A 24,494-nucleotide genomic window follows, 5' to 3' on the forward strand; every position below is an offset into this window, starting at 1 on the left:
CGGGAGCTCCTACGCCGTCGTGCCGGCCGGCGCCGAGGCGGTGCCCGGGTCGCCGGTGGCGTCCGAGCCGCTCGGTGCGGCCGGGCTCTCGGCGATCGGGGCCGGGTCGCCCGGACCGTCGGCGACCGTGCCGGTGCCACCGTCGGTGGCCGGGGAGGACGACGGCGACGGGTCGGGCGAGGTGGCGACGCTTTCCGACGGGCTCGGCTCCGGCGCGGTGGACACCGACACGGACGGCTCGGGGTCCGGGCCGGGTGTGGTGGTCCCCGGGTCGGGCCTGCCGACGCTGGCCGACGGCCTGGGCGCGACGGACGGACCCGGTTTCGTGGCACTGGGCGAAGCGCCCGGCGAGACGGCGGCGGCCCCCTGAGACGGAGCTACCCCCGCGCTCACGGACGCCCCCGAGGTCGGCACGACCCCGGCCGAGTCCGACGGCCGCACCGACTCGGCGGGCAGCGGCGAGGTGTCGACCTTGCCCGCCGGCTGCTCGTCCTGCTGGCCCGGTACCGGCAGCCAGGGCGCGTCCGAGTTGCCGGAGAGGAGGGTGGCGACGATGACGACGGCGTACACCGCGCAGGAGATGCCGACGACCATGCCGATCCGGCGGTACCGGCGGCTGCGGCGGCCGGTCTCGTCGACGAAGACGGGGCCGTCACCGGCACCGGCGTCCGAGCCGTCCTTGGCCTGCCGTACGAGGAGCTCCTCGAACTGCCGGCCCACTCCGTCGAGCTGGACCGTCACCTCGTGCGGATCGTGGGTGTGGCCGAACTCCGCCGCGTTCTCCCATGGGCGAGCGGGGAACGTTTCGTTTGGTCCGGTCGCTCCGGTCGCTCTGCTTTCGCCCGAGCGCGGCTGGGCGTGCGCGCCTCTGACTCCGGATCGCCCGGGGCGCACCGGTGCTCCGGCGTGCCTCTGTCGGGGCACAGGGCCGGTGCTGCCTGGGGTAACTCCGGGTAGCTGCTGGGTTCCGGACACGGTGGCGCCTTCTGCGTCGGACCGTTCCGGTTGGGCGCCTTCACGCCACTTTTTCACATGCACGCACATCCCCCCACGGGAGCTTTTCGGGCGCGCGTACGATTCCGGGATTTTCGTACTACCGATGTTCGAATCGGACCCCCATCCGAATCGAGCGCCCCATTTATCACACTGCATCCGGGCCTCGAATGTAGCGCACATGGAGGTCTCGTGTTTGCCATGTGTTACTTGTGAACCGAAATGAGGTCGGAGTCACTGGCCGGAATCCACCCGCCGACAGGCCTCCGCAACCACCCCTCCTCCGCCGCGAGTCGGGCCGCGGCCCGTCGCAGAGCGTGAAATCCCGGGTGCACCAGCCCCCTCCGCCACACCAACGACACGGGGGACAACGGAACGGGATCGACCAGCGGTCGCACCACCGTCCGAGGCAGGGCCGGGAATTCCACCACGGCGAGGACCGGGGTCCGCATCTTGGCCATGATCCGTTGGAACTCCTCGTCGCCCACCGCGAGCGGCGCCGGTGGCGCGATTTCGATGCCTCGGCCCGCGAACAGCTGACACGCGAGGTCGGTCCACTCCGGGGTCCGGGGGTTCCCGGCACCGGCGTACACGGTCTCCCCCGCCAGCGCCGCCAACGGCACCTCGGGCAGCGCGGCCAGCCGGTGGTCCTCGGGCAGGACGACCGCCATCGGCTCGTAGCGCACGAGCTGCTGGTCCAACTGCGCCCGCACCACCGGATCCAGGCCCGCGAACCGTCCGAACGACGCGTCGAGCCGGCCCGCGAGCAGCTCACCCGCCGCGAAGGTGAGCCCGCTCTCGAACCGGGCCATCAGCTCGTGCTCCGGGGCGAGTTCACGCGCCAGGTGCAGCACCCGCCGCCCGGTCGTCAGCCCCGGTGAGTTCAGGTCCACCAGCAGCGGCCGGGCCTCCCCGAACGCGGCGAGCAGCTCGTCGTGGGCCGCCAGCACCCGCCGGGCGTACGGCAGCAGCCGCTCCCCGTCGGCCGACAGCGCCACCCGCCGGGTCGACCGTACGAAGAGATCGGCGCCCAGCTCCCGTTCCAGACGCCGGATGTCACGGCTCAGCGCCTGCTGGGCCACGTAGAGGCGGGCGGCGGCCCGGGTGAAGTGCAGTTCCTCGGCCACGGCGACGAAGGCGCGGAGGAGACGGGGGTCGAGGTGACTCGTGGCAGACATCCGGCGAACTTACAACGAGAGTGCGTCAATCGCCGGGGATCAGGTGTTGGACCCCGTGATCGACTCCGGGCGACGGTGGACGCATGCCGCAACCAGCACCCCGACCACCTTCCCAGCCACTCTTCGCCGTCACCCAGGACTCCCTGGTCATCGCCGACCTCGGTTCCCGAGGCCGTACCCGTACGGCGGACGACCACCTCCCGCCAGGCCCGTACCGCCGCCTCTTCGCCGTCCCCGGTGCCCGCGCCTTCACCGCCGGGAACCTGATCGCCCGGCTCCCCATGGGCATGTTCAGCGTGAGCGCGGTCATCATGATCGCCGGGTCGCGCGGCTCGTACGCCCTCGCCGGCGCCGTCACCGCGACCGGGCTCGCCGCGACGGCCGTGGTCGCCCCCTGGACCGCACGGCTCGTCGACCGGTACGGCCAGGCACGGATCGCCGTACCGGCCACGGCACTTGCCGCCCTCGGCTCCCTCGCCCTGCTGCTCTGCGTGCACCACGGCGCCCCCGACTGGACCCTCTTCGCCGCGTACGCCGCCACCGCCACGACCCCCAACACGGGCGGGATGTCACGCGCCCGCTGGGCACATCTCCTGGACGGGGAAGCGGAAGCCCTGCACACCGCCAACTCCTTCGAACAGGCCGCCGACGAACTCTGCTTCATGCTCGGCCCGGTTCTCGCGGCCTTCCTCTGCGGGGCGTTGTTCCCGGAGGCGGGCACGCTGGTCGGGGCGGCCTTGATGATGACCGGCGTTCTCCTCTTCACCGCCCAGCGCTCGACCGAGCCGCCCGTCCGGCCCCGCGTCGAAGGGCTCCACACGCGCGGTACGTCTCCGCTGCGCGCCCCCGGCATGCGCCCCCTGCTCGCCGTCTGCCTGGCCACGGGCGCCGTGTTCGGGTCGATGGAGGTCGTCACGATCGCCTTCGCCGACGAACGGGGGCACCGGGCGGCCGCCGGTGCCGTCCTCGCCCTCCAGGCCGCCGGGTCGTGCACGGCCGGTCTGCTGTACGGGGCGCTGCGGCCGACCGGGTCCGCCGAGCGGCGCCACCCCTGGTGCCTGGCCGCGATGACGGCGCTGATGACACTGCCGCTGCTCGCCGCCGCCCTGACCGGCTCGCTCCTGGTCCTCGCGGGCGCGCTGCTCGTGGCGGGGATGGCCACCGCGCCCACCATGATCACCAACATGACCCTGGCACAGGACCGCACCCCCGAGGGCCGTCTGAACGAGGGCATGACCCTCGCGGTGACCGGCCTGCTCGGTGGCATCGCCTGCGGTTCGGCGGCCGGCGGGTGGGTCGCGGAACACGTGTCGGCCACGGCGGGGTTCGCCGTTCCGGTCGGGGCGGCGGCGAGCGCGCTGCTGCTGTCGCTGCTCACGCACGCCAACCGGGGTCCCGTCAGCCGTAGTTCACGACCCGCGCCGACCGGGACCGCGTAACCCGCGCTTCACGGCCCGCGCCAACCAGGGCCGCGCCACCCGCACCAACCGGAGCCGCGCCACCCGTACTTCACCGCCCGCACCGCCCGCGCCACTCACACGCCCCGCACGACCCTCAGCCAATTCGCGCGCACCCCATTGACTCGTTCACACGCCACACATACCTTCGCCCGTCGAAGCGCTTCGACTACGCACGTCGAATCAGTTCGACGACCCTGCACGACAGGTGACCGAGATCCATCCGACTCCCCTGGAGGCACTGGATGTTGACGGCGAAAAGGCATGGCAGGTGCATGATCACAGCGGCCTCGACCCTGGTCGGGGCCCTGTTGCTGGCTTCCTGCGGCGGCTCGGACAGCGGATCGTCCGACGGGAAGACCCTACGCCTCTGGCACTACGAGGGCCCCGACAGCGCGATGGGCGCGGCCTGGAAAGTGGCGGTGGAGGAGTTCGAGGCGACGCATCCGGGCGTCAAGGTGGAGTTCGAGGAGAAGGGCTTCGAACAGATCCAGAAGACCGCCCCCATGGTCCTCAACTCCTCCGACGCGCCGGACCTGATGGAGTACAACAAGGGCAACGCGACGGCCGGCCTGCTCTCCACACAGGGGCTGCTCACCGACCTGACCGCCGAGGTGACGAAGCGCGGCTGGGACAAGAAGATCGGCGCAGGTGTCCGCACCACCAGCCAGTACGACGCCAACGGCGTGATGGGCACCGGCAGTTGGTACGGCGTGCCCAACTACGCCGAGTACACGATGGTGTTCTACAACAAGGACCTCTTCGAGCGGCACGGGATCGCCGTACCGACATCGCTCGACGAACTCACCACCGCCATGGACAAGTTCGTCGCCGAGGGCATCACCCCGCTGGCGAGCGCGGGCGCCGAGTATCCGGCCCAGCAGTACCTGTACCAGCTCGCCCTGTCGAAGGCGGACCGTGCCTGGGTCGACAAGTACGAGCTGTACAAGGGGAAGACGGACTTCCATGACGCCGCCTGGACGTACGGCGCGGAGACCTTCGCCGACTGGGTGAAGAAGGGGTACTTCGGCAAGAACTCCAGCGGCCTGAAGGCCGAGGACGCCGGCGTCTCCTTCATCCAGGGCAAGAGCCCGATCCTTTTCTCCGGCAGCTGGTGGTACGGCCGCTTCAAGAGCGAGGCGAAGTTCGACTGGGGCACGTTCCTGTGGCCCGGCTCCGGCCTCACCCTCGGCTCCGGCGGCAATCTGTGGGTCGTGCCCAAGGGCGCCGGGAACAAGGAACTCGCCTACGACTTCATCGACATCACCATGTCGGAGAAGATCCAGAACCTGCTCGGCAACAGGGGCGGGATCCCGGTGGCGGCCGACCCTGCCGCCATCACCGACCCGCAGGCCAAGTCGCTCATCGCCGACTTCAACACCCTCTCCGACCGGGACGGGCTCGCCTTCTACCCCGACTGGCCGGTCCCCGGCTACTACGACGTCCTCGTCTCCGAGGTCCAGAAGCTGATCACGGGCAGCGCGAAACCGGACGCGGTCCTCGACTCGTTGCAGGAGGCGTACGACAAGGGCGTACCGAAGACATGACCGTCACCGTCGAACGGGCCGGCGGACGGGGCCGGAACCGGGTCGCCAACTCCTCGCGCCGGCACGGAAGTTCGCGGCGCCGGGAGGACTCGTACACCCTCTTCCTCCTCCCCGGAGCGCTCGCCTTCCTCGCCGTGATCGTCGTGCCGTTCCTGATGAACACGGGGGTGAGTTTCACCGACTGGCGGGGCGTGGGCACCCCGGAGTGGTCGGGGCTCGCCAACTACCGGGCGCTGATGGACGATTCGGAGTTCTGGGCGTCGTTCCGGCACAGCCTGTTCATGGTGGCGGCGATGGCGGCCGTGCCCACCGCGGTCGGACTCGTCCTCGCCGCCGCCCTGTTCGACTTCGTCGGCAAGTACTTCGGGAGTCGCTGGGCGGCCGTGCTCCGCGCCTGCTTCTATCTCCCGCAGGTGCTGCCGATCGCGGTCGCGGGCATCGTCTGGAGCTGGATCCTCGCACCCGAGAACGGCTCGCTGAACGAGGTGCTGAAAGCTGTCGGGCTCGGCTCCTGGCAGCAGGACTGGCTCGGCGACCCTGACATCGCGCTCTACAGCGTGATGGGCGTGATGGTCTGGGTCCAGCTCGGCTTCCCGCTGGTCGTCTTCATGGCGGGCCTGCAACGCGTCGACCCGCAGCTCTACGAGGCCGCCGAACTGGACGGCGCCGGCTGGTGGCGCCGCTTCCGGCACATCACGGTCCCGCAGATCCGCCCCGAGATCTACGTCGTCCTCACCTGGTGCACGATCGCCGCGCTGAAGGTGTTCGGCGCGGTGTACGTCCTGACGAAGGGCGGCCCGGGCGGCGCGACGAATGTGCCGTCCTACTTCTCCTTCACCACGTTCTTCGAGAAGACCCAGGTCGGCTACGGCGCAGCCGTCTCCACCGTCCTGACGGTGATCATCCTCGCCGTCTCGCTCATCGGCCTGAAGCTCCAGACCCGGGCCGAGGACGCCGAGGACGCTCCGACAGGGGGACGGGCATGACGACCGCCCTGCGCCGCTACCGCCGCCACCCGGTGCTCGTCGCCCTCGTCCTCGCCGCCCTGTTCATGGTCGTGCCGTTCCTGATCGTCGCCGTCAACGCCGTGAAGTCGCCCGCCGAGTACTCCGCCAACGGCCCGCTCAGCCTCCCCGAGGGCATCTACCTCGACGGGATCAAGGACTTCTGGGAACGGGTCGACTTCGGGCAGAAGCTCGTCAACTCGGCACTGATCAGCGGGTCGGTGGCCGCCCTGGCAGTCGTCCTGTCCGTGCTGAACGCGTACGCGATCGGCGTCGGCCGGATCAGGGGCCGCACCTGGGTCCTCGCCTTCTTCGTCCTCGCCAACATGCTGCCGCAGGAGGCGCTGGTCTACCCGGTGTACTACCTGAGCAAGGAAGCCGGCCTGTACGACACCCGGTTGAGCGTGATCATCGTCTTCACGGTGATCCAGGCCGCCTTCGGTACGTATCTCCTCTCCTCGGTGCTGGGCCAGTTCCCCCGGGAGATCATCGAGGCCGCGCGGATCGACGGCGCGAACAAGTGGCAGGTCCTGTGGCGGATCGTCGTCCCGGTCAGCCGCCCCACCCTCGGCGTGCTCCTCGTCTTCTTCTTCATCTGGACCTGGAACGAGTTCCTGCTTCCCCTGGTGATGCTGATCTCCAACGACAACCAGACGGTGTCGGTCGCCCTCGGCGTCCTCCAGGGCCAGCGCCTGATGGACGCCACGATGACCAACGCGGCTGCCCTGCTGGGTGTGTTGCCCGCTCTCGTCTTCTTCCTCGTCTTCCAGCGAACACTCACCCGCGGCATAGCCGTGGGTGCCGTCAAGTAATCCGGCCAAGCAAGCCCACCCAAGCCGAGTAGGCCAAGTAAGGGGTATGCGCGTGAAGTTCACCGACGGCTACTGGCTACTGCGCGAGGGCGTCACCGCCGCCCACCCGGTCGAGGTCCTCGATGTCACGGACGCCGACGGCACGTTGGACATCCACGCGCCGACCCAGCCCATCCGCCACCGCGGCGACCTGCTGAAGGGACCGGTCGTGACGATCAGCGCCCACGCCCCGATGCCCGACGTCATCGGCGTCACGTTCACGCACTTCCAGGGCGAGCAGCCGCAGAGCCCCCGGTTCGAGGTGCGGAAGGAGGATCTGACAGCCCACACCGAGTACGACGAGGAGCACGCGACCCTGACCTCCGGCACCCTCTCCGTCCGGGTCAGCCGCACCAGCCCCTGGCACGTCGACTTCCTCGCCCACGGCCGTGTCCTCACCAGCAGCGACCCCAAGGGCATGGGCATCATGCGGGACTCGACCACCGGCGCCCACTATCTGCGCGAGCAGCTGGGGTTGGGCGTCGGGACGAGCGTGTACGGCCTCGGTGAACGCTTCGGCCCGCTGGTCAAGAACGGCCAGGTCGTCGACATGTGGAACGCCGACGGCGGCACGGCGACCGAACAGGCCTACAAGAACGTCCCGTTCTACCTCACGGACGCGGGCTACGGAGTCTTCGTCGACCACCCCGGCCGGGTCTCCTTCGAGGTCGGCTCGGAGGCGGTGTCACGGGTTCAGTTCAGCGCCGAGACACAGCAGTTGACGTACTACGTCATCCACGGGCCGACCCCCAAGGACATCCTGCGCAAGTACACGGCCCTGACCGGCCGCCCGGCGCTCCCGCCGCCGTGGTCGTTCGGCCTGTGGCTGTCGACGTCCTTCACCACCTCCTACGACGAGGAGACGGTGACGTCGTTCATCGAGGGCATGCGGGAGCGCGAACTCCCGCTCTCCGTCTTCCACTTCGACTGCTTCTGGATGCGCGAGTTCAACTGGTGCGACTTCCGGTGGGACCCGCGGGTCTTCCCCGACCCCGAGGGCATGCTCCAGCGGCTGAAGTCGAAGGGCCTGCACATCAGCGTCTGGATCAACCCGTACATAGCCCAGCGGTCGCCACTCTTCGCGGAGGGCAAGGCACTTGGCCATCTGCTCCGCCGACCGGACGGCAGCGTGTGGCAGTGGGACCTGTGGCAGCCGGGCATGGCCCTGGTCGACTTCACCAGCCCGGCCGCCCGCGACTGGTACGCGTCGAAGCTGGAGGCGCTGCTCGCCCAGGGCGTCGACTGCTTCAAGACCGACTTCGGTGAACGGGTCCCGCTGGACGTGGAGTTCGCCGACGGCTCGGACCCGGAGCGGATGCACAACTACTACACCTACCTCTACAACAGGACAGTCTTCGACGTGCTGCGCAAGCACCGCGGCGAGGGCGAGGCGGTCGTGTTCGCACGGTCGGCGACGGCCGGCAGCCAGCAGTTCCCGGTCCACTGGGGCGGCGACTGCGAGGCGACGTACGAGTCGATGGCGGAGTCACTGCGCGGCGGACTGTCCCTCGGGCTCTCCGGCTTCGGCTACTGGAGCCATGACATCGGCGGCTTCGAGGGCACCCCGAGCCCGGCGCTCTTCAAACGCTGGATCGCCTTCGGTCTCCTCTCCTCCCACAGTCGCCTGCACGGCAGTTCCACCTACCGGGTGCCATGGCTGTTCGACGAGGAGGCCGTGGACGTACTGCGGCTGTTCACCCGGCTGAAGCTCCGACTCATGCCGTATCTGTACGAGGCCGCCCGCACCGCCCACACCGAGGGCGTCCCGATGATGCGGGCGATGGTCCTGGAGTTCCCGGACGACCCCGGATGCGCCCACCTGGAACGGCAGTTCATGCTCGGCCGGGACCTGCTCGTCGCCCCCGTGTTCAGCGACGAGGGCGAGGTCTCCTACTACGTCCCCGAGGGCGAGTGGACCCACTTCCTCACCGGCCGCACGGTCACCGGCCCCCGCTGGATACGCGATCGCCACGGCTTCGACAGCGTGCCGCTGCTGGTCCGCCCCGGGTCGGTGATCCCGGTGGGCGCGGTGGACGACCGCCCCGACTACGCGTACGCCGACGGGGTCACACTGCACGCGTACGGCCTGGAACGCGGCGCCCAAGTGACGGTCTCGATAGGCGACTTGACGTTCACGGTCGTCCGCGAGGGCGACACCCTGCGGGCGTCGTGCAGCGATCCGTCGGCGCCCTGGGGACTGGCGGCGGGCAGACGAGAGGTGCGGGCGAAGGCGGGCACCGGGTTCCTGACGGTGGAGCTGGGACCGGCCGGACCGAAGTCGGCGGAACAGGGATCGGCGGCACCGGGGCCGGTCGAGTCGGGAGACGAGTGATGGTGAAGATCACCGATGTGGCGCGGCACGCCGGGGTCTCCCCGAGCACGGTGTCGTACGCCCTCAGCGGCAAGCGCCCGATCTCCGAGGAGACCCGGCAGCGCATCGAACGCTCCATCCACGAACTCGGCTACCGCCCGCACGCGGGCGCCAGGGCCCTGGCGAGCAGCCGCTCCAACGTACTGGCGCTGGTGATCCCCTTGCGGACCGGCATCCACGTCCCGGTCGCGATGCAGTTCGCGGTGTCGGTGGTGACGGCGGCGCGCCGCCACGACCACGACGTCCTGCTGCTCACCCAGGAGGAGGGCGACGGCGGTCTGCGCCGGGTGGCGGACACGGCCCTGGTGGACGCGTTGATCGTGATGGACGTCCAACTCCACGACTCCCGGCTGCCGTTGCTGCGTGCGCTGGACCTGCCGTCGGTCCTGATCGGCTTCCCTTCCGAGCCGACCGGCCTGACCTGTATCGACCTGGACTTCAGGGCGGCGGGCGAGCTGTGCGTCGAACGGCTCGCGGCCCTGGGGCACCGGGTGATCGCCCTGGTCGGCTCACCGCCCGAGGTGTACGTACGCCGGACCGCGTTCGCCCAGCGCGTGGTCCAGGGGTTCACTGCGGCGGCGGACCGGGGCGGGCTGTCGTCCTCGGTGCACCCCTGTGAGGCGACGCCTGCCGCGGCGAGGGTGGTCGCGGAACAACTCCTGCGCGAACACCCGGCGTTGACAGGGGTCGTCGTCCACAACGAAGCGATCCTGGAACCCCTGATCGATGCCTTCGAGCATCTCGGCCTACGGGTCCCCGGCGACCTCTCGGTCACCGCGATCTGCCCGGACGACGTGGCCGAGAACCTGCCCGTACCGGTCACCTCGGTCGCCATACCGTCGGCGGAGATCGGGACGCGGGCCGTGGACCTGCTGATGAAGAAGCTCAACGGCACGGGCCACGTCCCGGAGGCGACACTCCTGCCACCCAGCCTGACGGAACGGGCGAGCACGGTGGCACGGGCGGCACCATGAACCCGTAACTCTGTCGGGCGAGTCGGCCGAACCAGCCGGTCCGGTCATGGGAACTACTCCACCGTCACCGACTTCGCCAGGTTCCGGGGCTGGTCCACCTCGTTGCCCCGGGCCGTGGCCAGCTCACAGGCGAAGACCTGCAACGGCACGGTGGTGACGAGCGGCTGCAGCAGGGTCGGGGTGGCCGGAACGCGGATCAGGTGGTCCGCGTACGGCACCACCGTCTCGTCCCCCTCCTCCGCGATGACGATGGTCCGCGCACCCCGGGCCCTGATCTCCTGGATGTTGGACACGATCTTGTCGTGGAGGACGGACCGCCCCCGCGGCGAAGGCACGACCACGACGACCGGCACGTCCTCCTCGATCAACGCGATGGGCCCGTGTTTCAGCTCACCGGCGGCAAAGCCCTCGGCGTGCATGTAGGCCAGTTCCTTCAGCTTGAGCGCGCCCTCCAGCGCCACCGGATACCCGACGTGCCGCCCCAGGAACAGCACCGTGTTCTTGTCGGCGAGCGAACGTGCCAGCTCACGCACGGGCTCCATGGTCTCCAGCACCCGCTCGACCTCACCGGAGATGTCCGCGAGGTCCCGCACGACGGCCCGGATCTCGTCGCCCCACTTGGTGCCGCGCACCTGCCCCAGATACAGGGCGACCAGATAGCAGGCCACCAACTGCGTGAGGAACGCCTTGGTCGAGGCCACCGCGACCTCGGGCCCCGCGTGCGTGTACAGCACCGCGTCCGACTCGCGCGGGATCGTCGAGCCGTTGGTGTTGCAGACGGCCAGCACCTTGGCACCCTGCTCGCGGGCGTGCCGCAGCGCCATCAGGGTGTCCATGGTCTCGCCGGACTGGGAGATGGCGATGACCAGGGTCCGCGCGTCGAGGATGGGATCCCGGTACCGGAACTCGCTCGCCAGCTCGACCTCGCACGGAATGCGTGTCCAGTGCTCGATGGCGTACTTGGCGATGAGCCCGGCGTGGAAGGCCGTACCGCATGCCACGACGACGACCTTCTCGACCTCCCGCAGCGCACTCGCGGGAATCCGCACCTCGTCGAGCGTCAGTGAGCCTGCCGCGTCGATACGGCCGAGCAGCGTGTCGGCGACGGCCTTGGGCTGCTCGGCGATCTCCTTGAGCATGAAGTAGTCGTAGCCACCCTTCTCCGCGGCCGACACATCCCAGTCGACGTGGTACGACCGCGCGTCCCCCGGACCGCCGTCGAAGCCCGTCACCGTGACCCCGTCCCGGCGCAGCTCCACGACCTGGTCCTGACCCAGCTCGATCGCCGACCGTGTGTGGGCGATGAACGCGGCGACGTCCGAGGCGAGAAAGGCCTCGCCCTCCCCGACGCCCACCACGAGCGGCGAGTTCCGCCGCGCCCCGACGACGACATCAGGCTCGTCGGCGTGCACGGCGACCAGCGTGAACGCACCCTCCAGCCGCCGGCAGACAAGCCGCATCGCCTCGGCCAGATCGGCACACGCGGAGAACTCCTCGGCGAGCAGATGGGCGACGACCTCGGTGTCGGTCTCGGAGACGAGTTCGTGCCCCCGCTCGGCCAACTCGGCCCGCAGACAGGCGAAGTTCTCGATGATCCCGTTGTGGACGACTGCGACGCGCCCCGCGTTGTCGAGATGCGGATGGGCGTTGGCGTCGGTCGGCCCGCCGTGGGTGGCCCACCGGGTGTGCCCGATGCCCGTACCGCCGGCCGGCAGCGGCCGTTCGACGAGTTCCTTCTCCAGGTTGACGAGCTTCCCGGCCTTCTTGGCACCGGCCAGCCCGCCATCGGCCAGTACAGCCACCCCGGCCGAGTCGTACCCCCGGTACTCCAGCCGCTTCAGCCCGGCCATCACGACATCGAGAGCCGACTGCGACCCCACATAACCCACGATTCCGCACATGCTGCGCAGCCTACGAGCGAACACGCGCCACACCTGTGCACCGAGTGCCCGAAATCGGAAATTCCCGCCGGGAGCACGAAGGCCCCCGGCGGAGAGGGAATCCCGGTGGATCAGGCGAGCTTGGCCAGCTGAGCGTCGACGATCTCCGTGGGGAAGTCGTAGTCCTTGCCGGTGGAGGCCGAGGCGAAGTTGACGGCGGGAACGTAGACGACGGTGGCGCCCTTGCGGACGACGACGGCCTTCATCGGAGCCTTCAGACCGGCGTCCACGGTCACCGTCAGGGCGAGCGCCTCGTCCGCTCCTTCGGGCGCCGCGGTCCTGGTCACCTTCAGGGCGTCGCTCTTCGTGCCGGTCACCGTGTAGGAGAACCCGGCGGCGCACTTCTCGGCAGAGGTGTTCAGGTCCTTCATGGCCTGCTCCGCGCCGCCGTCCTCGTAGGAGGCCAGCGTGATGACGGCCTGCTCAAGGTCGAGGGCGGCGAGGAACTGGTCCTCGTCACTCGCCCCGGCGGCGGGCTTCTCGGCGTCGCCCTTCCAGGTCCGCTTCACCGTGGCCGCCGGCTTGCCGACGTAGGAACCGGACTGGAGGTACGCCAGCGGCACGCAGGCCGCGTCGTCCGACGACACCTTGTCCTGCGCGATGTCGTCCTTGGCCGGCACCTTCTCGGTGAGGGTCCCGCTCTTCACATCCGCCTGGACGAGGGCGACCTTCGCCAACTCGGCGGCGGTGAGCGCCTTGGCTGCGGTCTTGCCCTCGCCGGCCTTGTCGCCTCCGCCGGCTGCCTCGGCGGCGGGTTCGGGAGCGCTGCCGCAGGCGGTGCCGAGAAAGGCGAGCGCGGCGACGGAGGCGGTGAGGGCGGTACGGCGAACGACGGTGGATCTCAAGGAAGAAGGCTCTTTCTCTTCGGATTCTCTGTGCGTGCTCCAGGCATGCTTTACGCGCACTTTACTCAAAGCCTCCACGCAAATGATCGACAAACTACTGTTCGATACCCGTCCGTGACACCGGGCGTGACGCACTCCACCCCCCACCCCGTCCACACTCCCGTAACAATGGACTGTGATCTCTCCGGTCTCCTCGATGCCCCGGAGCGCCCACCGGCAGCGGCCGGAGGCGACTCCCTACGTCGACCTCACCCGTGCCGAGTGGAGTGCGCTGCGCGACAAGACGCCGCTTCCCCTCACCGCCGAGGAGGTGGAGAAACTGCGCGGCCTGGGCGATGTCATCGACCTGGACGAGGTGCGGGACATCTACCTCCCGCTCTCCCGCCTCCTCAACCTCTACATCGGCGCCACGGACGGGCTCAGAGGAGCTCTGAACACCTTCCTGGGCGAACAGGGCGCCCAGACCGGCACCCCGTTCGTCATAGGAGTCGCGGGGTCCGTGGCCGTCGGGAAATCCACCGTCGCCCGACTCCTCCAGGCGCTGCTCTCCCGCTGGCCCGAACACCCCCGCGTCGAACTGGTGACCACCGACGGCTTCCTGCTCCCCACCGAGGAGCTGACAGCCCGCGGCCTGATGTCACGCAAGGGCTTCCCCGAGTCGTACGACCGCCGGGCCCTCACCCGCTTCGTCGCGGACATCAAGGCGGGAAAGGACGAGGTCACGGCCCCCGTCTACTCCCACCTCATCTACGACATCGTCCCCGACAAGAAGCTCACGGTCCGCCGCCCCGACATCCTGATCGTCGAGGGCCTGAACGTCCTCCAGCCGGCCCTCCCCGGCAGCGACGGCCGCACCCGCGTCGGCCTCGCCGACTACTTCGACTTCAGCGTGTACGTCGACGCCCGCCCCGAGGACATCGAGCGCTGGTACCTCAACCGCTTCCGACGGCTGCGCGAGACGGCGTTCCAGAACCCGTCCTCGTACTTCCGCAAGTACACGCAGGTGTCGGAGGAGGAGGCCCTGGACTACGCGCGCACCACCTGGCGCACCATCAACAAGGTGAACCTCCTGGAGAACGTGGCACCCACCCGGGGCCGCGCCACCCTCATCATCCGCAAGGGCCAGGACCACAAGGTGCAGCGTCTCAGCCTGCGCAAGCTGTAACCGGGCCCCGCCACAACACTCGCCGCACACGGCCCGGTTACCCTGCCCCCATGCTCCACCTACGCCTCATCACCCCGGCCGACAGAACGAACGACGTGGTCCAGCTGATCGGGAAGACGGTCGGCACGACCCACCTCGTCGTCCTGCCCGGCGCCGCGCGCAACCCCGCCGGGGACGTCGTGATGTGTGACGTGGCCCGGGAGGCGGGCGACGAACTCATCGCCGGGCTGCGGGAGTTGGACCTGGACGTGACCGGTTCGATCGCCGTGGAGAACATCGACCTGTCACTCTCCGAGCACGCCGACAAAGCGGAGAAGGACGCGCCCGGCGAGGGCGCGGACGCGGTCCTGTGGGAGCACCTCGCGGACGCGACGCACGAGGAGTCGACGCTGTCGATCACCTACGTCGCCTTCATCACGCTCGCCACGATGATCGCGGCCTGCGGTGTGGTCCTCGACAACGCGATCCTGATCGTGGGCGCGATGGCGGTGGGCCCGGAGTTCGGCCCCCTGGCCGGCCTGAGCACAGCCCTCGTCCAACGCCGCCCGAGACTGGCGGCCCGCTCCCTGATCGCCCTGCTGGTGGGCTTCGCGGCGGCGATGCTGGTGACGGTCGGTTTCAGCTACTTCATGGACGCGGTCGGCCTGTTCACCGAGGCGAAACTGGAGGCGGAGCGCCCCAACACGGGCTTTGTCTACGCCTACGACTGGTTCTCGTTCGTCGTGGCGGTCCTGGCAGGCATTGCCGGCACCCTCTCCCTGACGTCGGCGAAGTCCGGCGCCCTGGTAGGTGTCGCGATCTCCGTGACAACGATCCCGGCCGCCGCGAACGCGGCAGTGGCCCTGAGCTACGGCGACACCACCCAGACCACGGGCTCCACCATCCAGCTCCTCCTGAACCTCCTGGGCATCATCCTGGCCGCCACCCTCACGCTGCTGGCCCAGAAATGGCTGTGGAACACCCAAAGAAAAACAAGCCGAGCTTCCTGAGAGGGGCAAGCACGGACGTGCCCCTACAGGGGCGCGGGGAACTGCGCGACAAGCCACAACGAACCCGCGGCCCGCAGCGAGCCAGATCCCCACCCCCGAACCCGGCCCGCCAACTACCCAAGCGCGGACTTCACCACATCCGCCAACCGCCCAGCCACAGACCGAGCCTGATCAATATCAGCAGCCTCGACCATCACCCGAACCAACGGCTCGGTCCCGGAAGGCCGCAACAACACCCGCCCCGTAGCCCCGAGTTCCCGCTCGGCCTCGGCCACCGCAGCAGCCAGCTCCACGGACGACCCCACCCGGGTCCGGTCCACGTCAGGCACATTCACCAGCACCTGCGGCAACCGCACCATCACCCCGGCCAGATCCTTCAGCGTACGACCGGTCTGCGCGACCCGAGCCGCCAGCAGCAGCCCCGTCAGCGTCCCGTCGCCGGTGGTCGCGTGATCCGAGATGATCACGTGCCCGGACTGCTCACCGCCCAGCGCGTACCCGTGCTCCTTCATCTCCTCCAGCACATAGCGGTCCCCGACCGCCGTCTGGATCAGAGACAGCCCTTCCCGCTCCATCGCCAGCTTGAAGCCCAGGTTGGACATCACCGTCGCGACCACGGTGTCGGCACGCAGTACGCCACGCTCCCGCATCGCCAGCGCGAGTACGGCCATGATCTGGTCGCCGTCCACCTCCTCACCGGTGTGGTCGACGGCGAGGCAGCGGTCGGCGTCACCGTCGTGGGCGATGCCGAGGTCGGCGCCGTGTTCGAGGACGGCGGCCTGGAGCTTGCCGAGGTGGGTGGAGCCGCAGCCGTCGTTGATGTTGAGGCCGTCCGGCTCCGCGCCGATGGTGACGATCTCGGCGCCGGCCCGGGTGAACACCTCGGGCGAGACCAGGCTGGCAGCGCCGTGCGCCTCGTCCAGTACGACCTTCAGACCGTCCAGCCGGTTCGGGAGCACCCCGACGAGATGGCTGACGTACCGCTCGAAGCCCTCGTCGTACGACCGCACCCGGCCCACGCCACCGCCCGTCGGACGGTCCCAGGGAGCGCCGGTGCGGTGCTCCTCGTACACGGCCTCGATCCGCTCCTCCAGCTCGTCGTCGAGTTTGTGACCCCCGCGGGCCAGGAACTTGACGCCGTTGTCCGGCATGGCGTTGTGGCTGGCCGAGAGCATCACGCCGAGGTCGGCTTCCAGCTCGGCGGTGAGGAACGCCACCGCCGGGGTGGGCAGCACACCGACGAGCAGGACGTCGACGCCCGCGCTGGCGAGGCCCGCGACCACGGCGGCCTCCAGGAACTCCCCTGACGCACGTGGGTCCCGTCCGACCACGGCGACCGGCCGGTGGCCCTCGAACGAACCCGCCTCGCCGAGTACATGGGCCGCCGCGACGGACAGGCCGAGAGCCAGCTCGGCCGTCAGGTCCACGTTGGCGACACCGCGCACGCCGTCCGTGCCGAAGAGTCGTCCCACTGGTGTCCTCCGAAGATGCTGGGAATGTGCGCACTGTACGTAGTACGGCTCATGCGCTGAGGGGCCTGTGTGTCGTACGGCTCATGCCGAGTGTCCATGCCGGACCTGCCTACGTATATCCCCTGTGCCTGTTTCCAGGCTGTCGGGAACGATCCCCGAACCTGTGCCGCAGGCCTGTGATAGGTAGCCATGAGCCTCTGAAAAGTAACGTCCCCTGTAAACGAACCGCCCCGACGGCACGGAAGTGCCGCCGGGGCGATGCGTACGAGACGTGTGAAACGTCCGAGAACAGCGAGCGATTAACGCTTGCTGTACTGCGGGGCCTTGCGGGCCTTCTTGAGACCGGCCTTCTTGCGCTCGACCGCACGGTCGTCGCGACGGAGGAAGCCGGCCTTCTTGAGGGCGCCGCGGTTGTTGTCCACGTCGGCCTCGTTCAGCGCGCGGGCCACACCGAGGCGCAGGGCGCCGGCCTGGCCGGAGACGCCGCCACCCGTGATGCGGGCGACAACGTCGTAGCGGTTGTCGAGCTCGAGCACCTTGAAGGGCTCGTTGACTTCCTGCTGGTGCACCTTGTTGGGGAAGTAGTCCTCAAGGGTGCGACCGTTGATCTTCCACTTGCCGGTGCCCGGGACGATCCGGACGCGGGCGATGGCGTTCTTGCGACGGCCCAGGCCGGCGGCCGGCTGCGGGTCGCCGAAGCGACCGTCAAGGGCCTCCACGTACTCGCCCTCGACGACGGGCGCCTCGGACTCGGTGGTGTAGCTCTCGACGTCGGCGTTCTCGAACTCGACATCGGCGTTCTCGTCGAGCGGCTGCTCGACAGTGGTCTCGGCCACGATTCTCCTCAGAATTCTTTACGTCTTAGGGGGTGGCCGGAACTACTGCGCGACCTGGGTGATCTCGAACGGCACCGGCTGCTGGGCAGCGTGGGGGTGCTGGTCGCCCGAGTAGACCTTCAGCTTCGACAGGCACTGACGGCCCAGGGTGTTCTTGGGGATCATGCCCTTGATGGCCTTCTCGACGGCCTTCTCGGGGTTCTTCGCCAGAAGCTCGTCGTAACGGACGGAGCGGAGACCACCCGGGTAACCGGAGTGGCGGTACGCCATCTTCTGGGTCTTCTTGTTGCCGGAGAGGTGCACCTTGTCGGCGTTGATGATGATGACGAAGTCACCAGCGTCGACGTGGGGCGCGTAAATCGGCTTGTGCTTGCCGCGCAGAATGTTCGCGGCAGTGGTGGCCAGACGGCCCAGGACGACATCCTGGGCGTCGATGACGTACCACTGGCGAGTGATGTCGCCGGGCTTAGGGCTGAACGTACGCACTTCGTAGCCTTCGCTTCTTCAGTGGATGGGTCCTGACACATGGCATCACTGAAGCGATCGTGCAGCTGGGGACGACAGTGCCGGGAACGCTGCCCGTATGCCGCCCACTGGAAACTGCTCCAGGGAACCTACGTAAGGGCTTCTCGTGTGAGAACGACCAAGCCGATACGCATAACGAACGCCCAGGCTACCCGCGCGGCCCCGGACGGGTCAAAACGAGCCCGGCGGGCACCGGACGACAGCAGGCGGACGGCCACGCGCGGACCCGCCCAACGACCGCCGCAACGGACAGTACGGGCCGGTGCGTGAGAAACCCTGCTGAACCCCGACCGAACCCCGACCCGGCCCCGACGGCGTTGCCCCTGTGGCACATGAGAAGGCCCTGAGACGCATCGGCACAGGGGTTGCACGGCGTCTAAGATGCGCCCATGAGCTTTGGGCAGGGGGGACCTCAGTGGGATCCCTGGAAACCGAATACCCCGCAACAACCGTGGGACGACCAGAGCGGCCGGACCTCTCAGCCGTCATGGGAAGACCAGACCGGCCGGGCCCCGCAGCAGCAGCCGTGGGCCGGCCAGTTCGGCGGCCAGGCCCCCGACTGGGCGGCGCTCGCCGACGCCTCCGAGACCCGTAACAGACGCCGCAGACTCCTGCTGATCGTCGGGGCCGCGGTGGCCACCGTCGGCGTGGGCGCGGCCGTGGCGATGGCCGTGGTCAACGCGGACGGCGACAGCCAGGCCTCCAACAAACCGACCTCCGGCCTGCCCGCCACCGCGGACATCCCCAGCGACACCGCCTCGACGCCGTCGTTCGCGCCGACGAGCGCGCCGCCGCCGCTGGATCCGAAGGACTTCATATCCAGTGTGAAGAAGGACACGGCGCCGCTGAGCCCGGAGACCCTCTTCCCCGGTACCCAGCTGACGATGGGCGAGCGCCTCTACAAGAAGGGTCCGACCGCCGACACCAAGAACTGCGCGTCGGCCGCGAAGAACACCCTCCCGAAGATCCTCACGGACAACGGGTGCACACGCTTCCTGCGCGTCACGTACAGCAAGGACGGCATCGCGGTCACAGTCGGCGTGGCCGTCTTCGACACCGAGGCGCAGGCCACGAAGGTCAAGGCCACGGCGGACAAGAAGAGCATCGTCGAGTCCCTGTCCGGCGGCGGTGTCCCGACCTTCTGCCGCGCGGCGATCTGCCGCTCGACGACCAACTCCTACGGCCGCTACGCCTACTTCACGATCGCCGGCTTCACCGACGGCAAGAACGTGACGACGAAGAGCACGGCGGTCTTCACCACGGGCGACGACCTGGGTGAGTTCGCCTTCCGCCAGATCAGGCGCCGCGGCGAGGCCCAGGCTTCGGCGGCCAGCCAGTAGTACACCCCAGCAGCCCCCTCCCGCTCCGGCTCCCGATGGCCGACGATCACCGATCGTCGGCCATCGGCCGTCGTGCGCCCTTCGCTCAGTGCACTTCGCCCCGCACCCGCCGAGCCTGGAGCTGCCGCCCGGCGAGCTGGTCGTCCGCCGGATAGGCGACCTCCTCCAGGGTCAGCCCGTACGGCCGTACGACATGCACGGCACTGTCGCGCACCCGCGCGTCCAGCACCCGTCGCGGCCACTCCACCCCCCGGTGCCCGTCGCCCACGAACAGCAGCGCGCCGACCATGGACCGCACCTGGTTGTGGCAGAAGGCGTCGGCGCGGACCTCGATCTCGACGATGCCGTCCAGCCGCCGGCGCACCCCGAAGTCGAGGACCTCACGGACCGTCGACGCCCCCTCGCGCTTCTTCGCGTACGCGGCGAAGTCATGTTCCCCGACAAGGGACTTGGCGGCGGCGTCCATGGCGACGACGTCCAGCTCCCAGTCGTGCCAGAGCACATGGTTGCGCAGCAACGGATCCACGCCCCCGGGCCGGTCACCGACCCGGTACACATAACGCCGCCACAGGGCGGCGAACCGCGCGTTGAACCCGCCCGGCGCCTCTGCCGCACTCCACACCCGCACGTCTTTGCTGAGCCGTCCGGCAAGCCTCTTGAGTAGCTTCTCCTGGTGCTCGCCCCACACCTCCACCGGCAGATCGACATGGGCGACCTGCCCCCGAGCGTGCACCCCGGCATCGGTACGCCCGGCCACGGTCAGCTCGTACACGGCCTCCCCGGACCGGGTCACCGTCCGCAGGGCGTCCTCGATCTCCCCCTGTACGGTCCTACGGCCACCGGCCTGCTTGGCCCACCCGGAGAAAGCGGTGCCGTCATAGGAAAGGTCCAGTCGCACCCGCACGAACCCGGGCTGTACGTCGTCACTCACAAACAGATCCTCACTCACACAGGCACAGGCTGGGAACGCGAAAGCGGGCCCACCCGAAAGGGCGGACCCGCAACGCGAGGCAAAGGCCTCAGGCGTCCTTGGACTCCTCGTCCGCGGCCGGAGCCGCGTCCTCGACGACCTCGTCGGACTTGGCCTCGACGGCCTCGTCCTTCTTGAGGGTGTCTTCCTTGACGGCACGCTTGGTCGCCGCCTCGGCCTCACCGGTGGCCTGCTGGGCCACGGTCAGGGCCTCCACCAGCTCGATGACAGCCATGGGCGCGTTGTCGCCACGACGGTTACCAATCTTGGTGATACGGGTGTAACCACCCGGGCGGTTCTCGTAGCGCGGGCCGATCTCGGTGAAGAGCGTGTGGACGATGCTCTTGTCCGTGATGACCTGGAGCACCTGACGGCGGTTGTGAAGGTCGCCCTTCTTCGCCTTGGTGACCAGACGCTCGGCGTACGGACGGAGCCGGCGCGCCTTCGCCTCGGTGGTCGTGATCTTGCCGTGCTCGAAGAGCGACTTCGCGAGGTTCGCAAGAAGCAGCTTCTCGTGCGCGGCACTGCCGCCCAGACGGGCACCCTTGGCGGGCTTCGGCATGATCTTTCTCCTTGTTGTCTGCCCCGGCCGTATCAGGTACCAGAGTCAGTGTCCGAGCAGGCGATCACCTGTCGGAGATCCGGGAGCAGCCCCGAAGGGGCGATCCCGGAAGGGGCACGGGGAACTGCGCGACAAGCCACAACGCACCCGCACCCAAAATCAAACGCTGAGTCCCGAGCTCCTAGTACTGCTCAGTCTCAACAAACCCAGCATCCACATCATCGTCGGCGCCAAAGGCGTCAGCCGCGGCGGTCGGGTCGAACCCGGGAGGCGAGTCCTTGAGCGCGAGGCCCATCCCGGCAAGCTTAGCCTTGACCTCGTCGATCGACTTCGCGCCGAAGTTGCGGATGTCGAGCAGGTCCGCCTCGGACCGAGCCACGAGCTCACCCACGGAGTGGATGCCCTCACGCTTGAGGCAGTTGTACGACCGAACGGTGAGCTCCAGCTCCTCGATCGGCAGCGCGAGATCAGCGGCAAGCGCGGCATCCGTCGGGGACGGGCCCATGTCGATGCCCTCGGCGTCGACGTTGAGCTCACGGGCGAGCCCGAACAGCTCGACGAGCGTCTTACCGGCAGAAGCCATGGCGTCACGGGGACGCATGGCCTGCTTGGTCTCGACGTCGACGATCAGCTTGTCGAAGTCGGTGCGCTGCTCGACACGCGTGGCCTCGACCTTGTACGTGACCTTCAGAACCGGCGAGTAGATCGAGTCGACCGGAATACGACCGATCTCCTGCCCCACCTGCTTGTTCTGAACAGCGGAGACGTAGCCGCGACCGCGCTCGACGGTGAGCTCGACCTCCAGCTTGCCCTTGCCGTTGAGCGTGGCGAGGACGAGGTCGGGGTTGTGCACCTCGACACCGGCCGGCGGCGCGATGTCAGCGGCGGTGACCAGGCCGGGACCCTGCTTGCGCAGGTACATCACGACCGGCTCGTCGTGCTCGCTACTGACGACCAGCTGCTTGATGTTGAGGATGAGGTCCGTGACGTCTTCCTTGACACCCGGCACGGTGGTGAACTCGTGCAGAACGCCGTCGACACGGATGCTGGTGACAGCCGCACCCGGAATCGAGGACAGAAGGGTCCGGCGGAGGGAGTTACCGAGGGTGTAGCCGAACCCCGGCTCCAGCGGCTCGATGACGAACCGGGAGCGGAACTCGTCGACGACCTCTTCGGTCAACGAGGGACGCTGAGCGATCAGCATGTGGAAATCCTTCAGTCATGGACACCCGCTATTTGATGCCCGACCAGTAATACAAGGGTACGGGCGATACAGCTCCGAGGAGCCATACCGCCCGAAACCTCAAACCGCCAAACGACAGTCGAACGTCAGATCAGACGCGACGGCGCTTGGGCGGACGGCAGCCGTGCTGCGACATGTGGGGGCCGACCCCCACACCCCCAGCCGAAAGCAACCGCGCCACCCTGAACCGGTGCGTCAGACGCGACGGCGCTTGGGCGGACGGCAGCCGTTGTGCGGGGTGGGGGTGACGTCCTGGATGGAGCCGACCTCGAGACCCGTCGCCTGGAGCGAACGGATGGCCGTCTCGCGACCCGAGCCCGGGCCCTTGACGAAGACGTCAACCTTGCGCATGCCGTGCTCCTGCGCGCGACGGGCGGCCGACTCGGCGGCCATCTGCGCGGCGAAGGGGGTGGACTTGCGCGAGCCCTTGAAGCCGACGTGGCCGGCGGAGGCCCAGGAGATCACGTTGCCCGCGGGGTCGGTGATCGAGACGATCGTGTTGTTGAACGTGCTCTTGATGTGAGCGTGCCCGTGAGCGACGTTCTTCTTTTCCTTGCGGCGCACCTTCTTGGCAGCGCCCTGACGACCCTTGGGGGGCATCTACTACTCCTACGGGGAGGTGGTCGGTCCTACAGCGAAGACCGCTGATGAAGCGTTGTCCGCTGAGGACTACTTCTTGCCCGGCTTCTTCTTGCCGGCGATGGCGCGACGCGGGCCCTTGCGGGTACGAGCGTTCGTGCTGGTGCGCTGACCGTGGACGGGCAGGCCACGGCGGTGGCGAATACCCTGGTAGCAGCCGATCTCGATCTTCCGGCGGATGTCGCCCTGGATCTCGCGACGGAGGTCACCCTCGGTCTTGATGTTGGCGTCCACGTACTCGCGGATCGCGACGAGCTGCTCCTCGGAGAGGTCCCGAACACGGGTGTTCGGGTCAATGCCCGTCTCCGCCAGCGTCAGCTGGGAAAGGGTCCGGCCGATGCCGAACACGTAGGTGAGGGCGACCTCCACACGCTTTTCACGCGGGATGTCAACACCGGAAACGCGTGCCATTCAATGGCTCCAGTTGTCGTTCGGAGGTCTTCCACAAAGCCGTTTCCCAGCCGCCGTATGAGGTACGAACTGGGTCCCCGGCCTCCGACCGGGGGTATCAGCTCCACTGAACGACGGTCGAACTGCAACCACCGAACTTCGGACCTGGGCTCTGCGTATGAACATGTACTACTGCTCGCGTCGCGCGAATTTCTGCGGGTGCAGAAGGTGGGTCGTGCGTCAGCCCTGGCGCTGCTTGTGGCGCGGGTTCTCGCAGATGACCATGACCCGACCATGACGGCGGATCACCCTGCACTTGTCGCAGATCTTCTTGACGCTCGGCTTGACCTTCATGGGGTGAGGTTCTCCGGGTCAGTTGCCGGCGGCCCCGCTTTCACGGGACGTGGGCAAGATCTACTTGTATCGGTAGACGATGCGGCCACGCGTCAGGTCGTACGGAGACAGCTCCACCACGACCCGGTCGTCAGGGAGGATACGGATGTAGTGCATCCGCATCTTGCCGCTGATGTGTGCCAGGACCTGGTGGCCGTTCTGGAGCTCAACCTTGAACATGGCGTTCGGAAGAGACTCGACGACAGTGCCCTCGATCTCGATGGCACCTTGCTTCTTGGCCACGCTTCGCCCTTCGAATCGACTACCTTGATCGACTCCCATGCGTTCCCTGATGGGCGCATGCGGACATGCGGGTGCACGAGAGCCGACGAGTCAGTCTACGTCAGCACACCCGGAAAGACGAATCGAGGAAGAATGCCCCGCAGCGGTGATCCTTAACCAGCAAGGGGGTTCCACAGGCCCAGAAGCGGGGCGCGGAGGACACACCACCGACCCGACACAGGGCACAGGAGGGACCGAACACACTCTCGCCGAAGCCCCCAGGCCAGCACCGGAAAACCCAAAAATGGAACCCCACCAGGGATACAGGAACGGCCCCCTGGCCGGGGTCCACCGGGTCCGGGGCCACAATCCCGGGCGGGGCGCAGCGGACGCAACCCGCGGGATGCAGGGGACGCAGTCCCCGCGAGGGGCACACGGGCGAAGCCCCGAGCGGAATGCAAGGAAGTGCAGGAGCCGCACCCCCTGGTGGGGTTCAGGGCTCTGGCCCCGGGCCAGTTCGGGAGTACACCCCCGGGCCGGTTTCAGGACCCCAGCCCTCACCGGGGTGCAGGGGCGAAGCCCCGGACG

The 24,494-nt window shown here is 68.6% G+C and carries 23 protein-coding genes; 9 read left to right on the forward strand and 14 right to left on the reverse strand.

The window, feature by feature from the left end; translation table 11 throughout:
• Positions 1 to 9 precede the first annotated feature (9 nt).
• Complete coding sequence (locus OHN74_RS16155; protein ID WP_327695254.1) at positions 10 to 741, reverse strand: hypothetical protein; 732 nt, start codon at positions 739 to 741, stop codon at positions 10 to 12.
• A gap of 458 nt (positions 742 to 1,199) precedes the next feature.
• A complete protein-coding gene (locus tag OHN74_RS16160; protein ID WP_327695255.1) occupies positions 1,200 to 2,171 on the reverse strand; it encodes a LysR family transcriptional regulator in 972 nt (323 codons plus the stop codon).
• Between the two features lie 83 nt (positions 2,172 to 2,254).
• Between OHN74_RS16160 and OHN74_RS16165 the strand changes: the two genes are divergently transcribed.
• The 6 genes from OHN74_RS16165 to OHN74_RS16190 all read left to right on the forward strand — a co-directional run bounded on the left by OHN74_RS16165 (position 2,255) and on the right by OHN74_RS16190 (position 10,375).
• Positions 2,255 to 3,610 carry an MFS transporter gene (locus OHN74_RS16165; RefSeq protein WP_327695256.1) on the forward strand — a complete coding sequence of 452 codons (1,356 nt, stop codon included), beginning with the start codon at positions 2,255 to 2,257 and terminating at the stop codon, positions 3,608 to 3,610.
• A 263-nt stretch (positions 3,611 to 3,873) separates the two neighbouring features.
• Positions 3,874 to 5,175 (forward strand): extracellular solute-binding protein, encoded by a 1,302-nt coding sequence (locus OHN74_RS16170; protein WP_327695257.1) that lies wholly within the window; start codon positions 3,874 to 3,876, stop codon positions 5,173 to 5,175.
• A complete protein-coding gene (locus OHN74_RS16175) occupies positions 5,172 to 6,161 on the forward strand; it encodes a carbohydrate ABC transporter permease (RefSeq protein WP_327695258.1) in 990 nt (329 codons plus the stop codon). Before OHN74_RS16170 ends, OHN74_RS16175 begins: the two co-directional genes overlap by 4 nt.
• A complete protein-coding gene (locus tag OHN74_RS16180) occupies positions 6,158 to 6,991 on the forward strand; it encodes a carbohydrate ABC transporter permease (protein WP_327695259.1) in 834 nt (277 codons plus the stop codon). Before OHN74_RS16175 ends, OHN74_RS16180 begins: the two co-directional genes overlap by 4 nt.
• A gap of 52 nt (positions 6,992 to 7,043) precedes the next feature.
• Positions 7,044 to 9,362: an alpha-xylosidase gene (gene yicI / locus OHN74_RS16185; RefSeq protein ID WP_327695260.1), complete on the forward strand. Its 2,319-nt coding sequence runs from the start codon at positions 7,044 to 7,046 to the stop codon at positions 9,360 to 9,362.
• Positions 9,362 to 10,375 (forward strand): LacI family DNA-binding transcriptional regulator, encoded by a 1,014-nt coding sequence (locus OHN74_RS16190; RefSeq protein ID WP_327695261.1) that lies wholly within the window; start codon positions 9,362 to 9,364, stop codon positions 10,373 to 10,375. Before yicI ends, OHN74_RS16190 begins: the two co-directional genes overlap by 1 nt.
• A 53-nt stretch (positions 10,376 to 10,428) precedes the next feature.
• On the opposite strand, the gene glmS is transcribed toward OHN74_RS16190, so the two are convergent.
• Complete coding sequence (gene glmS, locus OHN74_RS16195; RefSeq protein ID WP_327700154.1) at positions 10,429 to 12,276, reverse strand: glutamine--fructose-6-phosphate transaminase (isomerizing); 1,848 nt, start codon at positions 12,274 to 12,276, stop codon at positions 10,429 to 10,431.
• 110 nt (positions 12,277 to 12,386) lie between these two features.
• Positions 12,387 to 13,160, reverse strand: coding sequence for a hypothetical protein (locus OHN74_RS16200; protein WP_327695262.1), 774 nt, complete (start codon positions 13,158 to 13,160; stop codon positions 12,387 to 12,389).
• A 196-nt stretch (positions 13,161 to 13,356) separates the two neighbouring features.
• On the opposite strand from OHN74_RS16200, the gene coaA reads away from it, so the two are divergent.
• Together coaA and OHN74_RS16210 are read left to right on the forward strand one after the other, a co-directional pair.
• On the forward strand, positions 13,357 to 14,325 hold the full coding sequence (coaA, locus tag OHN74_RS16205; RefSeq protein ID WP_443060399.1) for a type I pantothenate kinase: 969 nt from the start codon (positions 13,357 to 13,359) through the stop codon (positions 14,323 to 14,325).
• A gap of 50 nt (positions 14,326 to 14,375) precedes the next feature.
• Positions 14,376 to 15,314 (forward strand): DUF389 domain-containing protein, encoded by a 939-nt coding sequence (locus OHN74_RS16210; RefSeq protein ID WP_327695264.1) that lies wholly within the window; start codon positions 14,376 to 14,378, stop codon positions 15,312 to 15,314.
• A gap of 113 nt (positions 15,315 to 15,427) precedes the next feature.
• Here OHN74_RS16210 and glmM read toward each other — a convergent pair whose 3' ends face one another.
• The 3 genes from glmM to rplM form a co-directional block, all read right to left on the reverse strand.
• On the reverse strand, positions 15,428 to 16,786 hold the full coding sequence (gene glmM / locus OHN74_RS16215; RefSeq protein WP_327695265.1) for a phosphoglucosamine mutase: 1,359 nt from the start codon (positions 16,784 to 16,786) through the stop codon (positions 15,428 to 15,430).
• Positions 16,787 to 17,085: 299 nt separating this feature from the next.
• The gene (rpsI, locus tag OHN74_RS16220; RefSeq protein ID WP_327695266.1) at positions 17,086 to 17,622 is read right to left on the reverse strand and encodes a 30S ribosomal protein S9; all 537 of its coding nucleotides are present in this window, start codon (positions 17,620 to 17,622) and stop codon (positions 17,086 to 17,088) included.
• A gap of 42 nt (positions 17,623 to 17,664) precedes the next feature.
• Positions 17,665 to 18,108 carry a 50S ribosomal protein L13 gene (rplM, locus tag OHN74_RS16225; RefSeq protein ID WP_006376008.1) on the reverse strand — a complete coding sequence of 148 codons (444 nt, stop codon included), beginning with the start codon at positions 18,106 to 18,108 and terminating at the stop codon, positions 17,665 to 17,667.
• Positions 18,109 to 18,536: 428 nt separating this feature from the next.
• Between rplM and OHN74_RS16230 the strand changes: the two genes are divergently transcribed.
• Positions 18,537 to 19,487, forward strand: coding sequence for a hypothetical protein (locus OHN74_RS16230; protein ID WP_327695267.1), 951 nt, complete (start codon positions 18,537 to 18,539; stop codon positions 19,485 to 19,487).
• A gap of 85 nt (positions 19,488 to 19,572) precedes the next feature.
• Here OHN74_RS16230 and truA read toward each other — a convergent pair whose 3' ends face one another.
• The 7 genes from truA to infA form a co-directional block, all read right to left on the reverse strand.
• A complete protein-coding gene (gene truA / locus OHN74_RS16235; protein ID WP_327695268.1) occupies positions 19,573 to 20,418 on the reverse strand; it encodes a tRNA pseudouridine(38-40) synthase TruA in 846 nt (281 codons plus the stop codon).
• 88 nt (positions 20,419 to 20,506) lie between these two features.
• Entirely contained in the window at positions 20,507 to 21,019 is a 513-nt protein-coding gene (gene rplQ, locus OHN74_RS16240) for a 50S ribosomal protein L17 (RefSeq protein ID WP_327695269.1), read from the reverse strand.
• Positions 21,020 to 21,200: 181 nt separating this feature from the next.
• Positions 21,201 to 22,223 carry a DNA-directed RNA polymerase subunit alpha gene (locus OHN74_RS16245; RefSeq protein ID WP_055523604.1) on the reverse strand — a complete coding sequence of 341 codons (1,023 nt, stop codon included), beginning with the start codon at positions 22,221 to 22,223 and terminating at the stop codon, positions 21,201 to 21,203.
• A gap of 234 nt (positions 22,224 to 22,457) precedes the next feature.
• Positions 22,458 to 22,862, reverse strand: a complete 405-nt coding sequence (gene rpsK, locus OHN74_RS16250; RefSeq protein ID WP_006376016.1) for a 30S ribosomal protein S11 — start codon at positions 22,860 to 22,862, stop codon at positions 22,458 to 22,460.
• A 69-nt stretch (positions 22,863 to 22,931) separates the two neighbouring features.
• Positions 22,932 to 23,312: a 30S ribosomal protein S13 gene (gene rpsM / locus OHN74_RS16255; RefSeq protein ID WP_006376031.1), complete on the reverse strand. Its 381-nt coding sequence runs from the start codon at positions 23,310 to 23,312 to the stop codon at positions 22,932 to 22,934.
• 219 nt (positions 23,313 to 23,531) lie between these two features.
• Positions 23,532 to 23,645: a 50S ribosomal protein L36 gene (gene rpmJ, locus OHN74_RS16260; protein WP_003998809.1), complete on the reverse strand. Its 114-nt coding sequence runs from the start codon at positions 23,643 to 23,645 to the stop codon at positions 23,532 to 23,534.
• 60 nt (positions 23,646 to 23,705) lie between these two features.
• A complete protein-coding gene (gene infA, locus OHN74_RS16265) occupies positions 23,706 to 23,927 on the reverse strand; it encodes a translation initiation factor IF-1 (RefSeq protein ID WP_003948620.1) in 222 nt (73 codons plus the stop codon).
• Between the last annotated feature and the right edge of the window lie 567 nt (positions 23,928 to 24,494).

Origin of the sequence: Streptomyces sp. NBC_00459, from assembly GCF_036013955.1 — a bacterium.
Classification (GTDB): Bacteria; Actinomycetota; Actinomycetes; order Streptomycetales; family Streptomycetaceae; genus Streptomyces.

Bases quoted from the DNA above. Each gene is read 5' to 3' on its own strand.
- OHN74_RS16160 (WP_327695255.1), bottom strand. From the start codon at position 2,171: ATGTCTGCCACGAGTCACCTCGACCCCCGTCTCCTCCGCGCCTTCGTC.
- OHN74_RS16165 (WP_327695256.1), top strand. From the start codon at position 2,255: ATGCCGCAACCAGCACCCCGACCACCTTCCCAGCCACTCTTCGCCGTC.
- OHN74_RS16170 (WP_327695257.1), top strand. From the start codon at position 3,874: ATGTTGACGGCGAAAAGGCATGGCAGGTGCATGATCACAGCGGCCTCG.
- OHN74_RS16175 (WP_327695258.1), top strand. From the start codon at position 5,172: ATGACCGTCACCGTCGAACGGGCCGGCGGACGGGGCCGGAACCGGGTC.
- OHN74_RS16180 (WP_327695259.1), top strand. From the start codon at position 6,158: ATGACGACCGCCCTGCGCCGCTACCGCCGCCACCCGGTGCTCGTCGCC.
- OHN74_RS16190 (WP_327695261.1), top strand. From the start codon at position 9,362: ATGGTGAAGATCACCGATGTGGCGCGGCACGCCGGGGTCTCCCCGAGC.
- glmS (WP_327700154.1), bottom strand. From the start codon at position 12,276: ATGTGCGGAATCGTGGGTTATGTGGGGTCGCAGTCGGCTCTCGATGTC.
- coaA (WP_443060399.1), top strand. From the start codon at position 13,357: ATGCCCCGGAGCGCCCACCGGCAGCGGCCGGAGGCGACTCCCTACGTC.
- OHN74_RS16210 (WP_327695264.1), top strand. From the start codon at position 14,376: ATGCTCCACCTACGCCTCATCACCCCGGCCGACAGAACGAACGACGTG.
- OHN74_RS16230 (WP_327695267.1), top strand. From the start codon at position 18,537: ATGAGCTTTGGGCAGGGGGGACCTCAGTGGGATCCCTGGAAACCGAAT.
- rplQ (WP_327695269.1), bottom strand. From the start codon at position 21,019: ATGCCGAAGCCCGCCAAGGGTGCCCGTCTGGGCGGCAGTGCCGCGCAC.
- OHN74_RS16245 (WP_055523604.1), bottom strand. From the start codon at position 22,223: ATGCTGATCGCTCAGCGTCCCTCGTTGACCGAAGAGGTCGTCGACGAG.
- rpsK (WP_006376016.1), bottom strand. From the start codon at position 22,862: ATGCCCCCCAAGGGTCGTCAGGGCGCTGCCAAGAAGGTGCGCCGCAAG.
- rpsM (WP_006376031.1), bottom strand. From the start codon at position 23,312: ATGGCACGCGTTTCCGGTGTTGACATCCCGCGTGAAAAGCGTGTGGAG.
- rpmJ (WP_003998809.1), bottom strand. From the start codon at position 23,645: ATGAAGGTCAAGCCGAGCGTCAAGAAGATCTGCGACAAGTGCAGGGTG.